Raw genomic sequence first — 17720 nt, forward strand, 5'->3', positions numbered from 1 at the left:
TCCAAGTGTTTCACGTGAAACATAACCTTTCACCAGATATGACCGATCCTGCCACCATATTCCAGCGTACCCATTCCGGACGCGAAGAGATTCATCAGAAGAGCCATGGGCTGACCCAAAGCGAACGACTTGTCCTGATCATGGTGGACGGGGTGTCGTCCTACAAGGAGATCCGCGCGAAGCTTCCCGTCCTGACGGACGAGCGGTTTGGTCGCGCCCTGCAAAAGCTCCAGGCAAAAGAACTTGTGCTGGAGGTCTTCATGCCCTTGGACGGGCAGGCTCCCGATGAGCTCGAACGGACGGTCATAGACCGATTCCTCCAGCAAGACCCAATGGACCCGGTAACCGTGATCCTCAGGGATCCGGAGGATGAACTTGGGATGTTAAGTCACGGGATGCAAGTCAGCGCATGGGCAGATCCACCCGCACCGGTCGCCGCCGGGCAGATGATGGAAAGCACACCGGCTGCAGCGGCTGCCGTTGTCGACGATGCCCCGTTGCTCACCGTCCCCACATCGCCGCCAAGCCGTCCGGCATGGCCGGAGCCGACACTTGATGCGGACGACGTCCAGGCTGCAGACGCGCTCATGGAGGAGTTGCGGGCGAGGAGGGTGCAAAAGCAGTCAGTCGCCATCACCCAGCCGGCACCCGTGTTGATCCCCGACCCGGTCATGCAGCAACCCTACGAGGAGCTGAATCCCTTCAAGGCGGTACATTGGGGCTACTGGCTGATCGTGTCCGGACTGTCATTCATCGTCGGCTTCGTCCTCGCCCGCATCACCTCCTAATTTTGTTTCACGTGAAACAAACAGGAGCGAAAGCGTGACTAACGGAAGGGGCAGGGCGAAAAACACTTTATAATCTCGCCTCCGGCACCGTATCCGCCGCCCACTTCCTTACCCGTCTCTTCGAGGCGAAATATGCTTTTTCCTACTGAATTCGACGTCATCGTTGTCGGCGGCGGTCACGCCGGCACGGAGGCCGCACTGGCTTCCGCCCGCATGGGTCAAAAGACCCTGCTACTGACCCACAACATCGAAACCCTCGGCCAGATGTCCTGCAATCCGTCCATCGGCGGAATCGGCAAGGGGCATCTGGTCAAGGAAGTGGATGCGATGGGCGGGGCGATGGCGATTGCGACCGACGAAGGCGGCATCCAGTTTCGCATCCTGAATTCCTCGAAAGGTCCGGCCGTCCGCGCGACCCGCGCCCAGGCTGACCGCATCCTGTACAAGGCCGCCATTCGCCGCCGTCTCGAAAACCAGCCCAACCTCTGGCTGTTCCAGCAGGCGGTGGACGACCTGATGGTGGAGGGCGACCGTGTTGTCGGCGCAGTGACGCAGGTCGGCATCCGCTTCCGCAGCCGCGCCGTGGTGCTGACCGCAGGGACTTTCCTCGACGGGAAGATCCATGTCGGCCTCAATAACTACTCCGCTGGCCGTGCCGGTGACCCACCCGCGATTTCACTGTCCGCGCGCCTGAAGGAATTGAAGCTGCCGCAAGGCCGCCTGAAGACCGGCACCCCGCCACGCATCGACGGCCGCACGATCGACTTCTCCGTCATGGAAGAGCAGCCGGGCGATCTCGACCCGATCCCGGTTTTCTCGGTCATGGGCTCCGCCGCCATGCACCCGCAGCAGTTGCCGTGCTGGATTACCCATACCAACGAACGCACCCACGACATCATCCGCGGCGGCCTCGACCGCAGCCCGATGTATACCGGCGTGATCGAAGGCGTGGGCCCGCGCTACTGCCCGTCGATCGAGGACAAGATCCACCGCTTTGCCGACAAGAACGCGCACCAGATTTTCCTGGAGCCGGAAGGGCTGACGACCAACGAGTTCTACCCGAACGGGATTTCGACCAGCCTGCCGTTCGACGTGCAGCTCGAACTCGTTCACTCCATGCGCGGCCTGGAGAATGCGCACATCCTCCGTCCCGGCTACGCCATCGAGTACGACTACTTCGATCCGCGGGGCCTGAAGTCCTCGCTGGAAACCAAAGCCATCCAGGGCCTGTTCTTCGCCGGACAGATCAACGGCACCACCGGCTATGAAGAAGCCGCCGCCCAAGGCATGCTTGCCGGCATCAACGCCGCACTGCAAACCCAGGGGCGCGAATCATGGACGCCGCGCCGCGACGAAGCCTACCTCGGCGTGCTGGTCGACGACCTGATCACCAAGGGCGTGCAGGAACCCTATCGCATGTTCACCAGCCGCGCCGAGTACCGCCTCAGCCTGCGTGAGGACAACGCCGATATGCGCCTGACAGAAATCGGCCGCGAACTCGGCTGCGTCGGCGACGCCCAGTGGGAAGTCTTCGAGCGCAAGCGCGAAGCCGTGGCCCGCGAACTGGAGCGGCTGAAGTCCACCTGGGTCAACCCGCGCATCCTGCCGCAGGCAGAAGCGGAGCGTATCCTCGGCAAGGCAATCGAGCGGGAGTACGCGCTTGCTGACCTCCTGCGCCGTCCCAACGTGAGCTACGAAAGCCTGATGACGCTGAAGGGCATGGAAGGCCAGGATCTCGCCGGCCCCGGCGTCGCCGACGGCACTGTCGCCGAGCAGGTCGAGATCTCGGTGAAATACGCCGGCTACATCGACCGCCAGGCGCGCGAGGTCGAGCGCCACGACCACTACGAAAACCTGAAGCTGCCCGCCGACATCGATTACATGGAAGTGCGCGGCCTGTCCGTCGAGGTGCGCCAGAAGCTGAACAAGCACCGTCCCGAGACCCTGGGCCAGGCTTCCCGCATTTCAGGCGTCACGCCGGCAGCGATCTCGCTGCTGCTGGTGCACCTGAAGAAGGGCGGATTCAAGGACTTCGTCAACGCCCCGGCGGCCGTGTAAGGACAGTCCGCCGATGACCTCCTTTTCCCGCGATGAACTGATGCGCACGCTTGCCGACGGCGCCCGCACATTGCAACTCGACCTCAACGATGCCCAGCTCGGCAAGCTGATGGATTACCTCGCATTGTTGTCAAAATGGAATGCTGTCTATAACCTGACCGCGCTGCGTGATCCGAAGCAGATGGTCACGCACCACCTGCTCGATTCGCTCACGGTCGTACCCGCGTTCGCCGGGGCGACGAACATCCTCGACGTCGGCGCAGGCGGCGGCTTGCCCGGCATCGTGCTCGCCATCGCGCGTCCCGACATGCGCGTGTCCATGGTCGACACCGTGCACAAGAAGACCGCCTTCCTCACGCAAGTCAAAGCCGAACTCGGCCTGGCCAACGTGACTGTCTACACCAGCCGGGTGGAGCAGCTGAAAGTGCCGCAGAAATTCGACGTCATCACCTCGCGCGCATTCGCCGAACTGAACGACTTCGTCACCTGGTCCGGCCATCTGCTGGAGGAGGGCGGACACTTCATCGCCCTCAAGGGCGTCATGCCGAACGAAGAAATCGCGCGACTTCCTGCCGGATGGAAAGTCGGCAAGGTAGAATCGCTGACCGTGCCCGGCCTCGACGCCGAGCGCCATCTCGTATTCATCGAAGCTGAAGGACAGGCATGAACGCACTGTTTCATTCCATCGGCATCACCGACGTGTGGCAACTCATCGCAGCCACCATGGTCTTCCTCATGCTGCCCGGTCCGGGCACCTTCTGCGTCCTCACCTGCGCAGGCCAGCGTGGATTGCGCGGCGGCTTCGCGTCGCTCGCCGGTCTCATGCTGGGCGACCTCGTGTTGATGTTCCTCGCCGCCATTGGCGTCGCCGCACTGCTGCAGGCGAACCCGCTGCTGTTCCAGGGACTGCAATATCTTGGCGCCGCCTACCTCGCGTATCTTGGCCTGCGTCTCGTATTCGCCAAGAGTGAACAGGGCGGGGCGGTCGTGCCGTTCTCGAATGCCGCCGACTTCCGCCGCGGCTTCCTCGTCACGCTCATCAATCCGAAGGCCATCGTGTTCTACATGGCTTTCTTCCCGCTCTTCATCGATCCCGCGACGCATCAGGGTGCAGTCACCTTCGCGGCGATGGGCGTGGTGATTTCCTGTTGCACCCTGTTCTACGGCAGCCTGCTGGTCCTCGCCGGCAACGCTGCGGCAAAACGACTCGCACGCAATCGGCGCATCGCTGCATTCGCATCGAAAATGGCGGGCATGTTCCTGATCGGTTTCGGCATCAAACTCACGACAAACTAAAACAACATGGCCAAGATATTCTGCGTCGCCAACCAGAAGGGCGGCGTCGGCAAGACAACAACCGCAGTCAACCTCGCAGCCGGCCTCGCCAAGATCGATCAGCGCGTCTTGCTGGTCGACCTCGATCCGCAGGGCAATGCCACGATGGGCGCCGGCATCAACAAGGCCCAGCTCGAATCGTCCGTCTATGAAGTGCTGCTCGGACTCGCCGACGTCAAGACCGCGCGCAAGACATCGGAGACCGGCGGCTTCGACGTGCTGCCCGCCAATCGCGAACTGGCCGGTGCCGAAGTCGAAATGGTCGAACTCGAGAACCGCGAGAAACGCCTGAAAGACGCACTCGCCGCCGTCGCCGGCGAGTACGATTTCATGCTGATCGATTGTCCCCCCGCCCTGTCGATGCTCACGCTGAACGGCCTGTGCGCCGCGCACGGCGTGATCATCCCGATGCAGTGCGAATACTACGCACTCGAAGGTTTGTCCGACCTCGTCAACACGATCAAGAAGGTGCACGGCAAGCTCAATACCGACCTCAAGATCATCGGGCTGCTGCGCGTGATGTTCGACCCGCGCATGACGTTGTCGCAGCAGGTCTCGGCGCAACTCGAACAGCACTTCGGCGACAAGGTATTCAAGACCATCATCCCGCGCAACGTGCGCCTTGCCGAAGCACCGTCCTACGGCATGCCGGGTGTCACATTCGATCCCGCGTCGAAAGGCGCGCAGGCGTACATCTCCTTCGGCACGGAGATGGTTGAGCGCATCAAGACTATGTAAGGCAGAACATGGCACTCAAGAAAACCAAGGGACTCGGCCGCGGCCTCGACGCACTGCTTGGCGGTTCATCCGACTTCGAGGAAGCTGTCCCCACCGTCGCAGGCGCCCCGTCGACGCTGAGCGTCACGAAGATGCAGGCCGGCAAATACCAGCCGCGCACGCGCATGGACGAAGGCGCGCTGCAGGAGCTCGCTGCATCGATCAAGGCGCAAGGCCTGATGCAACCCATCCTCGTGCGCCCGGTCAACGGTGACGGCCGCTACGAAATCATCGCCGGCGAACGCCGCTTCCGCGCCGCACAGATCGCCGGCCTCAACGAAGTGCCGGTGCTGGTGAAGGATGTCGACGACCAGGCCGCTGCCGCGATGGCGTTGATCGAAAACATCCAGCGCGAAGACCTCAATCCGCTGGAAGAAGCGCAAGGCATCCATCGCCTGATCACCGACTTCGACTTCACGCATGAGCAGGCGGCCGGTGCGGTAGGACGTTCGCGCAGCGCGGTGTCCAACCTGCTGCGCCTGCTGAATCTCGCCAAGCCCGTGCAGACGATGCTGATGGCCGGTGACATCGACATGGGCCACGCGCGCGCATTGCTCGCCGTCGATTCCGCCACGCAGATCACGCTCGCCAACCAGATCGTCGCCAAGCGCATGTCCGTGCGCGAAGCCGAGAAGCTGGTGGTGAAAACAACGACGGAACAGGCCGGCAACAAGAATCGCGCAGGCAAGGAAAAATCGCGCGACCTCGCACGCCTTGAAGAAGAGTTGTCCGATACCCTGGCCACGCAGGTCGTGATCAAGGTCGGCGCCAAGAACAAGGGCCAGCTCATCATCGACTTCGCCAACCTCGATGCGCTCGATGGATTGATTGCGAAGCTGCGCGGCGAATGACACCGACCATCCTCATTCATCCCGGCCTGTTCAATTCAGGCGAGGGGCATTGGCAAACGTTGTGGGAAGGCATGCTGCCGAACGTGCATCGCGTCCAGCAGCGCGAGTGGTTTACACCTAACCGCGATGAGTGGGTGCATACGCTTGATGCGGCGATCGCCTCCGCGAATGGACCTGTGGTCCTCGCCGCACACAGCCTTGGCTGCGCCACCGCTGCATGGTGGGCGTCGATGCACTCAGACAAGCCTCACGCCTCGAAAGTGAAGGGGGCATTGCTCGTCGCGCCGCCCGATGTTGAACGCACGGACTTCCCCGAATTCGTCAGGGGCTTCGCACCCATGCCGCAAGCGAAGCTGCCATTCAAGACGGTGGTCGTCGCCTCATCCAACGATCCGTGGTGCGAACTGCCCAAGGCAAAAGCCTGGGCGAATGCCTGGTGCGCCGATTTCCACGACCTTGGCGCGCACGGCCACATCAATTCCGAAAGCGGGCTCGGCGATTGGCCGCAAGGCCGGGACTGGCTGCACAGCGTCGCAGGCTGAGGACGCTGTCAGGGCAGGGCGGTGCCTTCGCCGATCAACGCCAGCTCATCCTCCTGCGCCTTGCGCATCTCCGCCATCCGCATCGCGTATTTCTGCAGGCGCAGGTCTTCCTCGGTCACAGGCTCCCATTCAGGCACCTGCACCGTATCGCCGCCGCCATCGACTGCGACGAACACAATCAGGCAGCGCGTCGTCTTCTTGCGCGTGCCCGTCCTCGGATCGGTTGCCGACACATCGATCGCGATATGGATACTCGAATTCCCCGTATGCACGACAGTCGCAGTCACCTCGACGACCTGGCCGATGAAGATGGGCTTGTAAAAGCGGATCCCGCCGACGAAGACCGTCACGCAGTAATAGCCGCTCCAGCCGACCGCGCAGGCATAGCCCGCCTGGTCGATCCATTTCATGACGGCGCCGCCATGGACTTTCCCGCCGAAGTTGACGTCGGTCGGCTCCGCCAGGAAGCGAAGGGTGATGGCGCGAGGGGCGGGCCGGTGGGAATCCATATTCATGTCCTTTGAAGAAGGCGCATGCGAAATGCACGCATGGCATCCATAACAATAAGCATGCCACCGGACAGCTTTCATTAACCTTTCAATAACTACTTGATTTGAAAGGGGAAAGCTCAAATCTTTGGCAAGATGCGCACCAAGAAGGTGCGAATAGTCCGACTAGGACTATTCGCCAATGTCCGGACTTCCGCAAGCGCCGGGTTTGATGCTCCATACTCCGCATTTTCACGTAGGCCAATATCGTAGTTCTACTATAGTCTTATATAAGACTTTCCTTCCGCCAAAGGTTTGACCATCCCTGTGGAAAACACTTATAATCCCGTGGTTTAACAAGACGCCCACGAAGAAATATCGCGGCCCGTAGCGGGTGCTTTCAGGAACAGGAAGTCCCACGGATTGCACCAAAGCGGATCACCAATGCTACGCGTCGTCCTCCTGCAGCTTTTAACTACGATCATTACCGGCCTGATTGCCGGCCTGATTGGAGGATGGCACGCGCTGTTGTCTGCGCTTCTTGGCGGCTTGAGCTGTGTTGTGCCGAACGGCTTGTTCGCCCTGCGTTTGTTTACCAACGCGCGCAAGCCCGGGGCTGTCAACCCGATGACGTTTTTCATCGGCGAATTTATCAAGATTGCATTGACCGTCGCGCTACTCGGCGCGGTGGTATGGCTGTACCGCGATTTGAACTGGCTGGCGCTACTCGCCGCATTCATCGTGGCGCTGAAAAGTTACATCATCTTAATATTTAGGCACTGACATGGCATCCACTGGACACGCTCCAACCGCATCAGAATACATAGTCCACCACCTCGGACACTTCTCCACCCATCATCAAGACAAGATCGTCGATTTCTCGATCATCAACATGGACACCGTTTTCTGGTCCGTGGCGATGGGCGTGCTCGGCTGCTTCCTGATGTGGCTGGCCGCGCGCAAGGCGACTTCCGGCGTGCCGGGCCGCTTCCAGGCTGCGGTTGAAATGGTCGTCGAGATGGTCGAAGACCAGTCCAAGGCCATCGTCCACGGCGACCGCCGCTTCATCGCCCCGCTGGCCCTGACCGTCTTCGTCTGGGTCGCGCTGATGAACTCGCTGGACTTCCTGCCGGTCGACATGTTCTCCTCGCTGTTCGCCCTGCTCGGCCTGGAAAACGTCATTCCCTACCATCGCGTCGTACCGACCGCCGACCTGAACGGCACCCTGGGCATGTCCCTCGGCGTTCTGGCAGTCGTTATTTACTACAACATCAAGATCAAAGGCATGGGCGGCTGGCTGCACGAGTGGCTCGCGGCACCGTTCGGCATCTACATGGCGCCGTTCAACGTCCTGTTGAACCTGATCGAATATGTCGCCCGCACCGTGTCCCTCGGCATGCGACTCTTCGGCAACATGTACGCAGGCGAACTGCTGTTCCTGCTGATCGCCTTGCTCGGCTCGATGGCGACCGCATTCGGTTTCATCGGCCACGTTATCGCCGGCTCGATGTGGGCAATCTTCCACATCCTGATCGTGTTCCTCCAGGCCTTCATCTTCATGATGCTGACCCTGGTGTACATCGGCATGGCCCACGAAGCGCACTAAAGAATCCTCAGGATAGTTGTACGTAACGAAGTTTGTTTTTTAGTTTTTGTTTTTAACCTTAACCTTTTGAAGGAACTCTCATGACTGACATCTCTTTTGTTGCTTTGGCTTGCGGCTTGATCATCGGCCTGGGTGCTATCGGTGCATGTATCGGTATCGCTATCATGGGCGGCAAGTACCTCGAAGCATCCGCACGTCAGCCTGAACTCATGAACACCCTGCAGACCAAGATGTTCCTGCTCGCTGGTCTGATCGACGCTGCATTCCTGATCGGTGTTGGTATCGCAATGCTGTTTGCTTTCGCAAACCCGTTCATCGCGAAGTAATTAGCGTATAGCTGATTTCCAACAGCCGAACCGGTTCCTGGTTCGGCTCTCGTTATTCTGAGAAGGAAAACACCGTGAACTTAAATGCAACCTTGTTTGCGCAGTTCGTGGTCTTCTTCATCCTCGCGTGGTTCACGATGAAATTCGTGTGGCCGCCGCTGATGAAGGCGCTCGACGAGCGCGCCGAGAAGATCGCGAGCGGCCTGGCCGCCGCCGACCGGGGCAAAGCAGAGATGGCTGCCGCTGAAAAGCGCGCGCAGGCTGAACTGGCTACCGCCCGTGACGAAGGCCAGAAGCGCATTGGCGACGCTGAGAAGCGCGCCCAGGCAATCATCGAAGACGCCAAGAAATCTGCATCCGAAGAAGCTGCGCGCATCATCGCCGCCGCCAAAGCCGACGCAGAACAGCAAGTCACTCGTGCACGCGACGAACTGCGTGCCCAGGTCGCGACTCTCGCGGTCAAGGGCGCCGAGCAGATCCTCAAGCGTGAGGTGAACGCAGCGGCCCACGCCGACCTGCTGAACCAACTCAAGACCGAGCTGTAATCATGGCCGAACTCGCAACGATTGCTCGTCCTTACGCAGAAGCACTGTTCCGTGTAGCCAAGTCCGGCAATATCGCCGCCTGGTCCGACCTCGTGTCGGAAATGGCGGCCGTTGCTGCTCTCCCCGACGTCAAGTCTTTTGCCAGCAATCCGAAGATCTCGGATAAGCAGGTTTCCGAAACGTTCTTGTCGCTGTTGAAGTCCAATGTCTCCCCCGAAGCGAAAAACTTCGTTGGCATGTTGGTCGAAAACGGCCGCCTCGCGCTGCTGCCGGAAATCGGCGCGCAGTTCCATGCATTGAAAAATGCATCCGAAGGCGCCGCAGATGCGGAGATCACGAGCGCGTTCGCATTGACCGACGCACAAGTGAAAGACCTGGTGGCGACGCTGGAAAAGAAATTCGGCCGCAAGCTGAACCCGACCGTGAACGTGGACAACTCGCTGATCGGCGGCGTGCGCGTCGCTGTTGGCGACGAAGTGCTCGACACTTCCGTCCGCGCAAAGCTGCAGAAGATGTACACAGCCCTCGCGTCGTGATCGCGGCCATGCTGACGCTAGCGTAAGCAGAGATTAAAAAATTTAGGAGTTAACATGCAACTCAACCCGTCTGAAATCAGCGAACTGATCAAGAGCCGGATTCAAGGCCTTGGCGACACCGCTGAGATTCGCAATCAGGGCACGGTGATTTCCGTGACCGACGGTATCTGCCGCATCCACGGTCTGTCCGACGCGATGCAAGGCGAGATGCTGGAATTCCCGGGCAACACTTTCGGTCTGGCGCTGAACCTCGAGCGCGATTCCGTCGGCGCCGTTATCCTGGGTGAATACGAGCACATTTCCGAAGGCGATACCGTCAAGTGCACGGGCCGCATCCTGGAAGTGCCGATCGGTCCGGAACTGAAGGGCCGCGTCGTCAACGCACTGGGTCAGCCGATCGACGGCAAGGGCCCGGTCAACGCCAAGCTGACCGCCCCGATCGAAAAGATCGCCCCGGGCGTTATCGCACGTCAGTCTGTTGACCAGCCGATGCAAACCGGCCTGAAGGCAATTGACTCGATGGTGCCGATCGGCCGTGGCCAGCGCGAGCTGATCATCGGCGACCGTCAAACCGGCAAGTCCGCCGTCGCGGTTGATACCATCATCAACCAGAAGGGCCAGAACATGACGTGTATCTACGTCGCGATCGGCCAGAAGGCTTCCACGGTCAAGAACATCGTGCGCGCTCTCGAGCAGCACGGCGCGATGGAGTACACCATCGTCGTTGCCGCCAACGCTTCCGAATCCGCCGCGATGCAGTACGTCGCCGCTTACTCCGGCTGCGCCATGGGCGAATACTTCCGCGACCGCGGTCAAGACGCACTGATCATTTATGACGACCTGTCCAAGCAGGCTGTCGCTTACCGCCAGGTCTCCCTGCTGCTGCGCCGCCCGCCGGGCCGCGAAGCCTACCCGGGCGACGTGTTCTATCTCCACTCCCGCCTGCTCGAGCGCGCAGCACGCGTGAACCCCGACTACGTCGAAGCGTTCACCAATGGCGAAGTGAAGGGCAAGACCGGTTCGCTGACCGCACTGCCGATCATTGAAACCCAGGCAGGTGACGTTTCCGCGTTCGTTCCGACCAACGTGATTTCCATTACCGACGGCCAGATCTTCCTGGAGACCTCGCTGTTCAACGCCGGTATCCGTCCCGCGATCAACGCAGGTATCTCGGTGTCCCGCGTCGGTGGTGCAGCGCAGACCAAGGTCATCAAGGGCCTGTCCGGCGGTATCCGTACCGACCTGGCGCAGTACCGTGAGCTGGCCGCGTTCGCGCAGTTCGCTTCCGACCTCGACGAAGCCACCCGCAAGCAGCTTGACCGCGGCGCACGCGTGACTGAACTGCTGAAGCAGACGCAGTACTCCCCGCTGCCGATCTCGCTGATGGCCGTGTCGCTGTATGCCGTGAACAAGGGCTACTTCGACGACGTCGACGTGAAGAAGGTGCTGGCATTCGAAGCCGGCCTGCACAACTTCATGAAGACCAGCCACGGCGCCCTGCTGCAGAAGATTGAAGACACCAAGCAACTCGACAAGGACGGTGACGCCGAACTTGCTGCCGCGATTGCCGCCTTCAAGAAAACTTTCTGATCACTGGAGCTGAAGGAGTAATTACTCATGGCTGCAGGCAAAGAGATACGCGGCAAGATCAAGAGCGTAGAGAACACGAAGAAGATCACCAAGGCGATGGAAATGGTCGCCGCATCCAAGATGCGCAAGGCGCAGGACCGGATGCGTTCGGCCCGTCCCTACAGTGACAAGATTCGTAATATCGCCGCTCACTTGGCGCAGGCCAACCCGGAGTACACGCACCCCTTCCTGGTCAAGCAGGACACGGCAAAGAAGGTGGGCATCATCGTCGTCACGACCGACAAGGGTCTGTGCGGCGGCATGAACACCAACGTGCTGCGTCAGGTGACCAACAAGGTGCGCGAGCTCGAAGGTCAGGGCAAGAAGGTTGAAGCAGTCGCAATCGGCAACAAGGGTCTCGGTTTCCTGAACCGTATCGGTGCCAAGGTGGTGTCGCAGGCTGTCGGCCTCGGCGACACGCCGCACCTGGACAAGTTGATCGGCCCCGTCAAGGTGCTGCTCGATGCGTACCAGGAAGGCATGCTCGACGCGGTTTACCTGTTCTACACGAAGTTCATCAACACGATGAAACAGGAACCGATGATGGACCAGTTGCTGCCGTTGTCGGCAGAGCGTATGGAAGCGGACAAGAATTCGCACTCGTGGGATTACATCTACGAGCCGGATCCCCAGTCCGTGATCGACGAACTGCTGGTGCGATATGTCGAAGCGCTGATTTACCAGGCCGTCGCCGAAAACATGGCGTCGGAACAATCGGCGCGCATGGTGGCGATGAAGGCTGCTTCCGACAATGCAGGTAACGTGATCGGCGAACTGAAGCTTGTGTACAACAAGACTCGCCAGGCTGCGATTACCAAGGAACTGTCCGAGATCGTCGCCGGTGCGGCTGCGGTTTAACTAAAGAATCTACTTATATTGAAGGAACGAAAATGGCTGAAGGCAAAATCGTTCAGTGTATCGGCGCCGTGGTTGACGTGGAGTTTCCGCGTAACGCGATGCCCAAGATTTACGATGCCCTGAAGATGGAAGGCACCGCGCTGACCCTCGAAGTGCAGCAGCAGCTTGGCGACGGCATCGTCCGTACCATTGCGCTGGGCTCTTCCGACGGTCTGCGTCGCGGCATGGTCATCAAGAACACCGGCGCACCGATCTCCGTGCCGGTTGGTCCGGCAACCCTGGGCCGCATCATGGACGTGCTGGGCAACCCGATCGACGAACGCGGTCCGGTCGACGCAACCCAGACCGCATCGATCCACCGCAAGGCGCCGGCATACGACGAGCTGTCCCCGTCGCAGGAACTGCTGGAAACCGGCATCAAGGTGATTGACCTGGTCTGCCCGTTCGCCAAGGGCGGTAAGGTCGGTCTGTTCGGCGGTGCAGGTGTGGGCAAGACCGTGAACATGATGGAACTGATCAACAACATCGCGAAGGCACACTCGGGTCTGTCCGTGTTCGCCGGCGTGGGTGAGCGTACCCGTGAAGGTAACGACTTCTACCACGAAATGGCTGACTCCAAGGTCGTTGACCTGGACAACCTGGGCAACTCCAAGGTTGCGATGGTCTACGGTCAGATGAACGAGCCGCCGGGCAACCGTCTGCGCGTGGCGCTGACCGGTCTGACCATTGCGGAATCCTTCCGTGATGAAGGCAAGGACGTTCTGTTCTTCGTCGACAACATCTACCGTTACACGCTGGCCGGTACCGAAGTGTCCGCGCTGCTGGGCCGTATGCCTTCCGCGGTGGGTTACCAGCCGACGCTGGCCGAAGAAATGGGCCGCCTGCAAGAGCGTATTACCTCGACCAAGACCGGTTCGATCACCTCGATCCAGGCCGTGTACGTCCCTGCGGATGACTTGACCGACCCGTCGCCGGCAACCACGTTTGCTCACTTGGACTCCACCGTCGTGTTGTCACGTGACATCGCTTCGCTCGGTATTTATCCTGCGGTTGATCCGCTCGATTCGACCTCGCGTCAGCTGGACCCGAACGTCGTCGGTGCCGATCACTACGAGACCGCGCGCGCCGTTCAGGGCACGCTGCAGCGCTACAAGGAACTGCGCGACATCATCGCGATTCTGGGCATGGACGAACTGGCACCGGAAGACAAGCTGGTCGTGGCACGCGCTCGCAAGATGCAGCGTTTCCTGTCGCAGCCGTTCCACGTTGCTGAAGTGTTTACCGGCTCCCCGGGCAAGTACGTTTCGCTGAAGGACACGATCAAGGGCTTCAAGATGATCGCCAGCGGCGAACTCGATCACCTGCCGGAACAGGCGTTCTACATGGTCGGCACGATCGAGGAAGCAATCGAAAAGGCCAAGAAGATCTAATCGCGCGCGGCGCAGTGCGCCGCAGCCGGGCAGAGCACAAGGTACCGTGCTCTGCCTGACGGCCGCGGACTGCGCGCACACGGTCTGATCTTCAGACGAAAGGTTCTAACATGGCACACACTATTCACGTAGACGTCGTCTCCGCCGAAGAGGAAATCTTCGCCGGCGAGGCCGAATTCGTCGCGTTGCCGGGTGAAGCAGGTGAACTGGGTATCTATCCCCAGCACACCCCGCTGATCACGCGCATCAGGCCGGGTGCGGTGCGCATCAAGGTACCGGGCCAGGCGGATGAGGAATTCGTATTCGTCGCGGGCGGTATCCTCGAAGTGCAACCGAACGGCGTCACCGTGCTGGCCGATACCGCGATCCGCGGTCACGACCTGGACGAGGCGAAGGCGGCTGAAGCGAAGAAACTGGCTGAAGAAGCGCTGGCCAACCGCGAATCGGAAATCGATTACGCAAAGGCACAGGCTGAACTGGCCGCTGCCGTCGCGCAGCTGGCAGCAATCGAAAAGCTGCGCCGCAAGCGCTAAGCGATGTTGGCAGTACAATGAAAAGGCAGCTTCGGCTGCCTTTTTTATTGGCGCTTCGCCGTTGAAGGAACGGCGTCGATGTCACTACTTCCCGCAGGAATCCGCATGGACCAGGAACAGCAAATCATCAACCGCATTCTCGTGGAAAGCGGCACCATTGCCGTAGTCGGTTTGTCCTCGAAGCCTGACAGGCCGAGCCATGAAGTTGCGCAATACATGCAGGCCCATGGCTATCGTATCCTTCCTGTGAACCCTTCGTATGCAGGCACGCGCATCCTCGGCGAGCAATGCTACGCGACGCTCGCAGAGGCAGATGCGGCAATCAAGAAGGAGGGTGGCCGGATCGATGTCGTCGATTGCTTCCGCAAGTCGGCGGAAGTGGGTACAGCCGTCGATGAGGCGATTGCGATCCGCGCGCGGACCGTCTGGATGCAGCTTGGCGTGATCGATGACGAGGCCGCCGCCTGCGCCGTGAAGGCGGGACTTGAGGTCGTGATGGACAAGTGCATCAAGATCGAACACATGCAGTTGCGCTGAAGCGCACCCAAACAACAGGAACCCGGAATGCGCCGCTATCTGCCGGAACTGGTCGCCTTGCCGATGCTGCCTTTCCTGATCGTGCAGGGCAGGCATACGCGCAAGGTCACGCCGCGCCTTCCCGAGGCCGGCGGGCCGGTGGAAGGTATCGCCGGAGGCGCGCATGCTGGCGGGCCCTTGCGTTTGCTGACGGTCGGGGAGTCACCGGTTGCCGGTGTCGGAGTAAGCACACACGAGCAGGCAATTTCCGGCCAGCTGGCAATTGCGCTGGCAAACCGTCTTCAGCGACCGGTGGCGTGGCGCGCGTGCGGCAAAAATGGCGTGACGGCGCGCGAAGCGCTCGAGTCCTTCATCCTGGCGATTCCCGAGGAGCCGGTGGACATCGCCCTGGTTGCCTTCGGGGTGAACGATACGACGGCCTTCAGTCCTGCCGGGCGCTGGACGCGCGACCTGGGCGAGGTATTGCAGGCCATTGCCCATCGCTGCCAGCCGAAGCTGGTCCTGCTCTCCGGTGTGCCGCCCGTGGCGCATTTTCCTGCCTTGCCGCAGCCCCTGCGCTGGGTCATGGGCCTGAAGGCTGCCGTCCTTGACCACGCCGCGACGGAACTCGCGGGCATGCACGAAGCCGTCTGCCATGTGCCGCTCGCCCTCGATACGCGCGACAGGACGATGATGGCATCCGACGGCTACCATCCCTCCGAAAAGGGCTGTACGGCGTGGGCGCAACTGCTCGCCGATGCCGCAGTGCCTCGCTTCACCACGATCTGTTCAAACGCAAGCCGAGTGTGATTGCTTGCTTCAGAGGATGATTCCGGTGGTAAATGGCGGTAGGATAGGTGACCACCAGAGAGATTGTCATGGAATTCCTGCTTGATCCCGACTTCTGGGAAACCGCCAGCTTCATCGTCACCGTGTTCGGCCTGCCGTTCGCGATCTTCCTGTTCCTGTATGAACAGCGCAAGGAGCGCGACGCCGAGGACGAGGAGGCGTACCAGCTGCTGCAGAATGCGTACAACGATTTCCTGAAGATCGTCCTCGACAATCCCGACCTCAAGCTGCGCACCAACCCGCCGACGCCCAACCTGAGCGACGAGCAGCGCGAGCGCATGCTGATCATCTTCGAGATGCTCATCGCCCTGTTCGAGCGCGCCTACATCGTTTCCTACGAACCGGACCTGAAAGGCGTCGCCCTGCGCCGCTGGAATTCATGGGACGACTACATGCGGGAATGGTGTCAGCGTGAAGATTTCTACTACCTTCTCCCCCAGCTGCTGCGCGGCGAGGATCCGCACTTTGCCGCCTACATCCGGCGCATCGCCGACGAAGAGCAGCACGGCAGGCTAGTCTCCTGACGCCTGCCGCTTCCGCGTGCCCTGCCCGGCAAGGTAAGGACGAATGATCCTTGCCAGCCGGTCGAAGGTGGGGGCGACATTCTCGTTCGGCACGCAGGCGTAGCCGAGGAGCAGTCCGCGGCGTGCCGTCTTCGCGTCCATGTAGTACCGGGACAAGGGGCGGGCAATGATGCCTTCCGACTGCGCATGGCGGCTGACTACCGCATCGTCACAGTTGTCGGGCAGGCCGAGCGTCAGGTGCAGGCCGGCGTCGCCGCCCGTCATCGGCAGGTCGTCGCCGAAATTGCGCACGATGGCTTCCTGCAGCAGGCGCAGGCGCTGCTCGTACAGCACGCGCATGCGCCGGATGTGCGAGGCGAAATGCCCCTCCGCCATGAAATCGGCCAGCACCGCCTGGGTAAAGACCTGTCCGCCGCGATAGAGCTCCGACAGCCCGGTTGCAAAAGGCGAGGCGAGCGCCTGCGGGACCACGAGGAAGCCGATGCGAAGGCCGGGAAAAAGCGTCTTGCTGAACGAGCCGAGATAGAGCACCCGATCATGCGTATCCATTCCCTGCAGCGAAGCCAGAGGACGGCTGTTGTAGCGGAACTCGCTGTCGTAATCGTCTTCCATGATCCACGCATTATGGACAGACGCATACTCCAGCAGCATGCGGCGCCGCGACAGGCTCATCACCGGCCCCAGCGGATACTGGTGCGATGGCGTGACGAAAATGAAGCGCGGCGGGTTCTGCCAGTCGCCGCAGCGCAGGTCAATGCCTTCGCCATCGACCGCAACCGGGACCGGATGCAGGTTCAGCGAGCGCAGCACGCTGCGCGTCCCCCAGTAGCACGGGTCCTCGACCCAAGCGCGGTCGCCCACATCCGCCAGCAGTTTCGTCGCCAGATCGATCGACTGGTGGATGCCGGTCGTCACGATCACCTGGTCCGCCGTGCAATTCACTGAACGCACCACGCGCAGGTACTCCGCAATCGCTTCCCGCAGCGGCGGATAGCCGCCGCCCTGGCCGTAGGTGAGCATCTCCGGCCGCGCACGCCGCCAGTACTTGTTCTGCAGGCGGCTCCAGGTCTTGGTGGGGAAATGCGTCACATCCGGCACCCCCGGCATGAAAGCGCCCCACTGCAGCCGGTAGGCGCCTGCATGCTCGACCAGTTGCGCCCCGCGCTGCGACAGCCCGAGGCTGCCGGCCAGGTTCGAACGGGCCGCTCCCTTGGCGACCGCTTCGGGAATTTCATGCGGCACGGTATCCGCGACAAAAGTCCCCGCACCCACGCGCGTTTCGAGGAAACCCTCCGCCACCAGCTGCTCGTAGGCATAGGTGACAGTATTGCGCGACATGCCCAGTTCGCGCGCCAAGTCGCGCGAACTGGGCAATTGCAGCCCGACCGGCAGCACATGGGCAAGGATTGCCTCACGGATCACCTGGTACAGCTGGCGGTTGACCGGTGTGCCGGCGGCGCGGTCGATGCGTTGCAGGAGGAAGTCGGAAAGGGCGGCGATTCGCAAAGTGGCTCCATCGAAAAGTGCGA

General features: G+C 61.0%; 21 protein-coding genes. 19 read left to right on the forward strand and 2 right to left on the reverse strand.

Going from position 1 to position 17720, the window contains the following annotated elements; all coding sequences use genetic code 11:
• Positions 1 to 14: 14 nt before the first annotated feature.
• From AC3WOY_RS13930 to AC3WOY_RS13960, 7 genes are all read left to right on the forward strand, one after another.
• Complete coding sequence (locus AC3WOY_RS13930; protein ID WP_492424729.1) at positions 15 to 788, forward strand: hypothetical protein; 774 nt, start codon at positions 15 to 17, stop codon at positions 786 to 788.
• 132 nt (positions 789 to 920) lie between these two features.
• Positions 921 to 2846, forward strand: coding sequence for a tRNA uridine-5-carboxymethylaminomethyl(34) synthesis enzyme MnmG (mnmG, locus tag AC3WOY_RS13935; protein ID WP_492424731.1), 1926 nt, complete (start codon positions 921 to 923; stop codon positions 2844 to 2846).
• Between the two features lie 13 nt (positions 2847 to 2859).
• Positions 2860 to 3513, forward strand: a complete 654-nt coding sequence (rsmG, locus tag AC3WOY_RS13940) for a 16S rRNA (guanine(527)-N(7))-methyltransferase RsmG (protein ID WP_492424733.1) — start codon at positions 2860 to 2862, stop codon at positions 3511 to 3513.
• On the forward strand, positions 3510 to 4142 hold the full coding sequence (gene leuE, locus AC3WOY_RS13945) for a leucine efflux protein LeuE (RefSeq protein WP_492424735.1): 633 nt from the start codon (positions 3510 to 3512) through the stop codon (positions 4140 to 4142). The genes rsmG and leuE overlap by 4 nt, the downstream gene beginning before the upstream one ends.
• A 6-nt stretch (positions 4143 to 4148) precedes the next feature.
• Complete coding sequence (locus AC3WOY_RS13950; RefSeq protein ID WP_492424737.1) at positions 4149 to 4919, forward strand: ParA family protein; 771 nt, start codon at positions 4149 to 4151, stop codon at positions 4917 to 4919.
• A gap of 8 nt (positions 4920 to 4927) precedes the next feature.
• Positions 4928 to 5809, forward strand: a complete 882-nt coding sequence (locus AC3WOY_RS13955) for a ParB/RepB/Spo0J family partition protein (RefSeq protein WP_492424739.1) — start codon at positions 4928 to 4930, stop codon at positions 5807 to 5809.
• On the forward strand, positions 5806 to 6351 hold the full coding sequence (locus tag AC3WOY_RS13960; protein ID WP_492424741.1) for an RBBP9/YdeN family alpha/beta hydrolase: 546 nt from the start codon (positions 5806 to 5808) through the stop codon (positions 6349 to 6351). Before AC3WOY_RS13955 ends, AC3WOY_RS13960 begins: the two co-directional genes overlap by 4 nt.
• A gap of 8 nt (positions 6352 to 6359) precedes the next feature.
• Here AC3WOY_RS13960 and AC3WOY_RS13965 read toward each other — a convergent pair whose 3' ends face one another.
• Positions 6360 to 6860 (reverse strand): acyl-CoA thioesterase, encoded by a 501-nt coding sequence (locus AC3WOY_RS13965; protein ID WP_492424743.1) that lies wholly within the window; start codon positions 6858 to 6860, stop codon positions 6360 to 6362.
• Between the two features lie 423 nt (positions 6861 to 7283).
• On the opposite strand from AC3WOY_RS13965, the gene AC3WOY_RS13970 reads away from it, so the two are divergent.
• The 12 genes from AC3WOY_RS13970 to AC3WOY_RS14025 all read left to right on the forward strand — a co-directional run bounded on the left by AC3WOY_RS13970 (position 7284) and on the right by AC3WOY_RS14025 (position 16191).
• The gene (locus tag AC3WOY_RS13970) at positions 7284 to 7622 is read left to right on the forward strand and encodes an ATP synthase subunit I (protein WP_492424745.1); all 339 of its coding nucleotides are present in this window, start codon (positions 7284 to 7286) and stop codon (positions 7620 to 7622) included.
• Between the two features lies 1 nt (position 7623).
• Complete coding sequence (atpB, locus tag AC3WOY_RS13975; RefSeq protein ID WP_492424747.1) at positions 7624 to 8445, forward strand: F0F1 ATP synthase subunit A; 822 nt, start codon at positions 7624 to 7626, stop codon at positions 8443 to 8445.
• 80 nt (positions 8446 to 8525) lie between these two features.
• On the forward strand, positions 8526 to 8771 hold the full coding sequence (atpE, locus tag AC3WOY_RS13980) for a F0F1 ATP synthase subunit C (protein ID WP_088710626.1): 246 nt from the start codon (positions 8526 to 8528) through the stop codon (positions 8769 to 8771).
• 74 nt (positions 8772 to 8845) lie between these two features.
• Complete coding sequence (locus AC3WOY_RS13985) at positions 8846 to 9316, forward strand: F0F1 ATP synthase subunit B (RefSeq protein WP_492424750.1); 471 nt, start codon at positions 8846 to 8848, stop codon at positions 9314 to 9316.
• A 2-nt stretch (positions 9317 to 9318) separates the two neighbouring features.
• The gene (locus AC3WOY_RS13990; protein WP_492424752.1) at positions 9319 to 9852 is read left to right on the forward strand and encodes a F0F1 ATP synthase subunit delta; all 534 of its coding nucleotides are present in this window, start codon (positions 9319 to 9321) and stop codon (positions 9850 to 9852) included.
• A 54-nt stretch (positions 9853 to 9906) separates the two neighbouring features.
• Positions 9907 to 11442, forward strand: a complete 1536-nt coding sequence (atpA, locus tag AC3WOY_RS13995) for a F0F1 ATP synthase subunit alpha (RefSeq protein WP_492424754.1) — start codon at positions 9907 to 9909, stop codon at positions 11440 to 11442.
• Positions 11443 to 11469: 27 nt separating this feature from the next.
• Positions 11470 to 12339, forward strand: coding sequence for a F0F1 ATP synthase subunit gamma (atpG, locus tag AC3WOY_RS14000; RefSeq protein ID WP_492424756.1), 870 nt, complete (start codon positions 11470 to 11472; stop codon positions 12337 to 12339).
• Between the two features lie 32 nt (positions 12340 to 12371).
• On the forward strand, positions 12372 to 13769 hold the full coding sequence (atpD, locus tag AC3WOY_RS14005) for a F0F1 ATP synthase subunit beta (RefSeq protein ID WP_492424758.1): 1398 nt from the start codon (positions 12372 to 12374) through the stop codon (positions 13767 to 13769).
• A gap of 110 nt (positions 13770 to 13879) precedes the next feature.
• Entirely contained in the window at positions 13880 to 14302 is a 423-nt protein-coding gene (locus AC3WOY_RS14010; protein ID WP_088710632.1) for a F0F1 ATP synthase subunit epsilon, read from the forward strand.
• A gap of 105 nt (positions 14303 to 14407) precedes the next feature.
• Positions 14408 to 14839, forward strand: coding sequence for a CoA-binding protein (locus AC3WOY_RS14015; RefSeq protein WP_492429303.1), 432 nt, complete (start codon positions 14408 to 14410; stop codon positions 14837 to 14839).
• 27 nt (positions 14840 to 14866) lie between these two features.
• Positions 14867 to 15628 carry an SGNH/GDSL hydrolase family protein gene (locus tag AC3WOY_RS14020; RefSeq protein WP_492424760.1) on the forward strand — a complete coding sequence of 254 codons (762 nt, stop codon included), beginning with the start codon at positions 14867 to 14869 and terminating at the stop codon, positions 15626 to 15628.
• A 68-nt stretch (positions 15629 to 15696) separates the two neighbouring features.
• Entirely contained in the window at positions 15697 to 16191 is a 495-nt protein-coding gene (locus tag AC3WOY_RS14025; protein ID WP_492424762.1) for a hypothetical protein, read from the forward strand.
• Here AC3WOY_RS14025 and pdxR read toward each other — a convergent pair.
• Positions 16180 to 17697 (reverse strand): MocR-like pyridoxine biosynthesis transcription factor PdxR, encoded by a 1518-nt coding sequence (gene pdxR, locus AC3WOY_RS14030; RefSeq protein WP_492424764.1) that lies wholly within the window; start codon positions 17695 to 17697, stop codon positions 16180 to 16182. The genes AC3WOY_RS14025 and pdxR overlap by 12 nt on opposite strands.
• Positions 17698 to 17720: the final 23 nt, after the last annotated feature.

This window comes from Noviherbaspirillum sp. FW303-A3 (assembly GCF_058788695.1).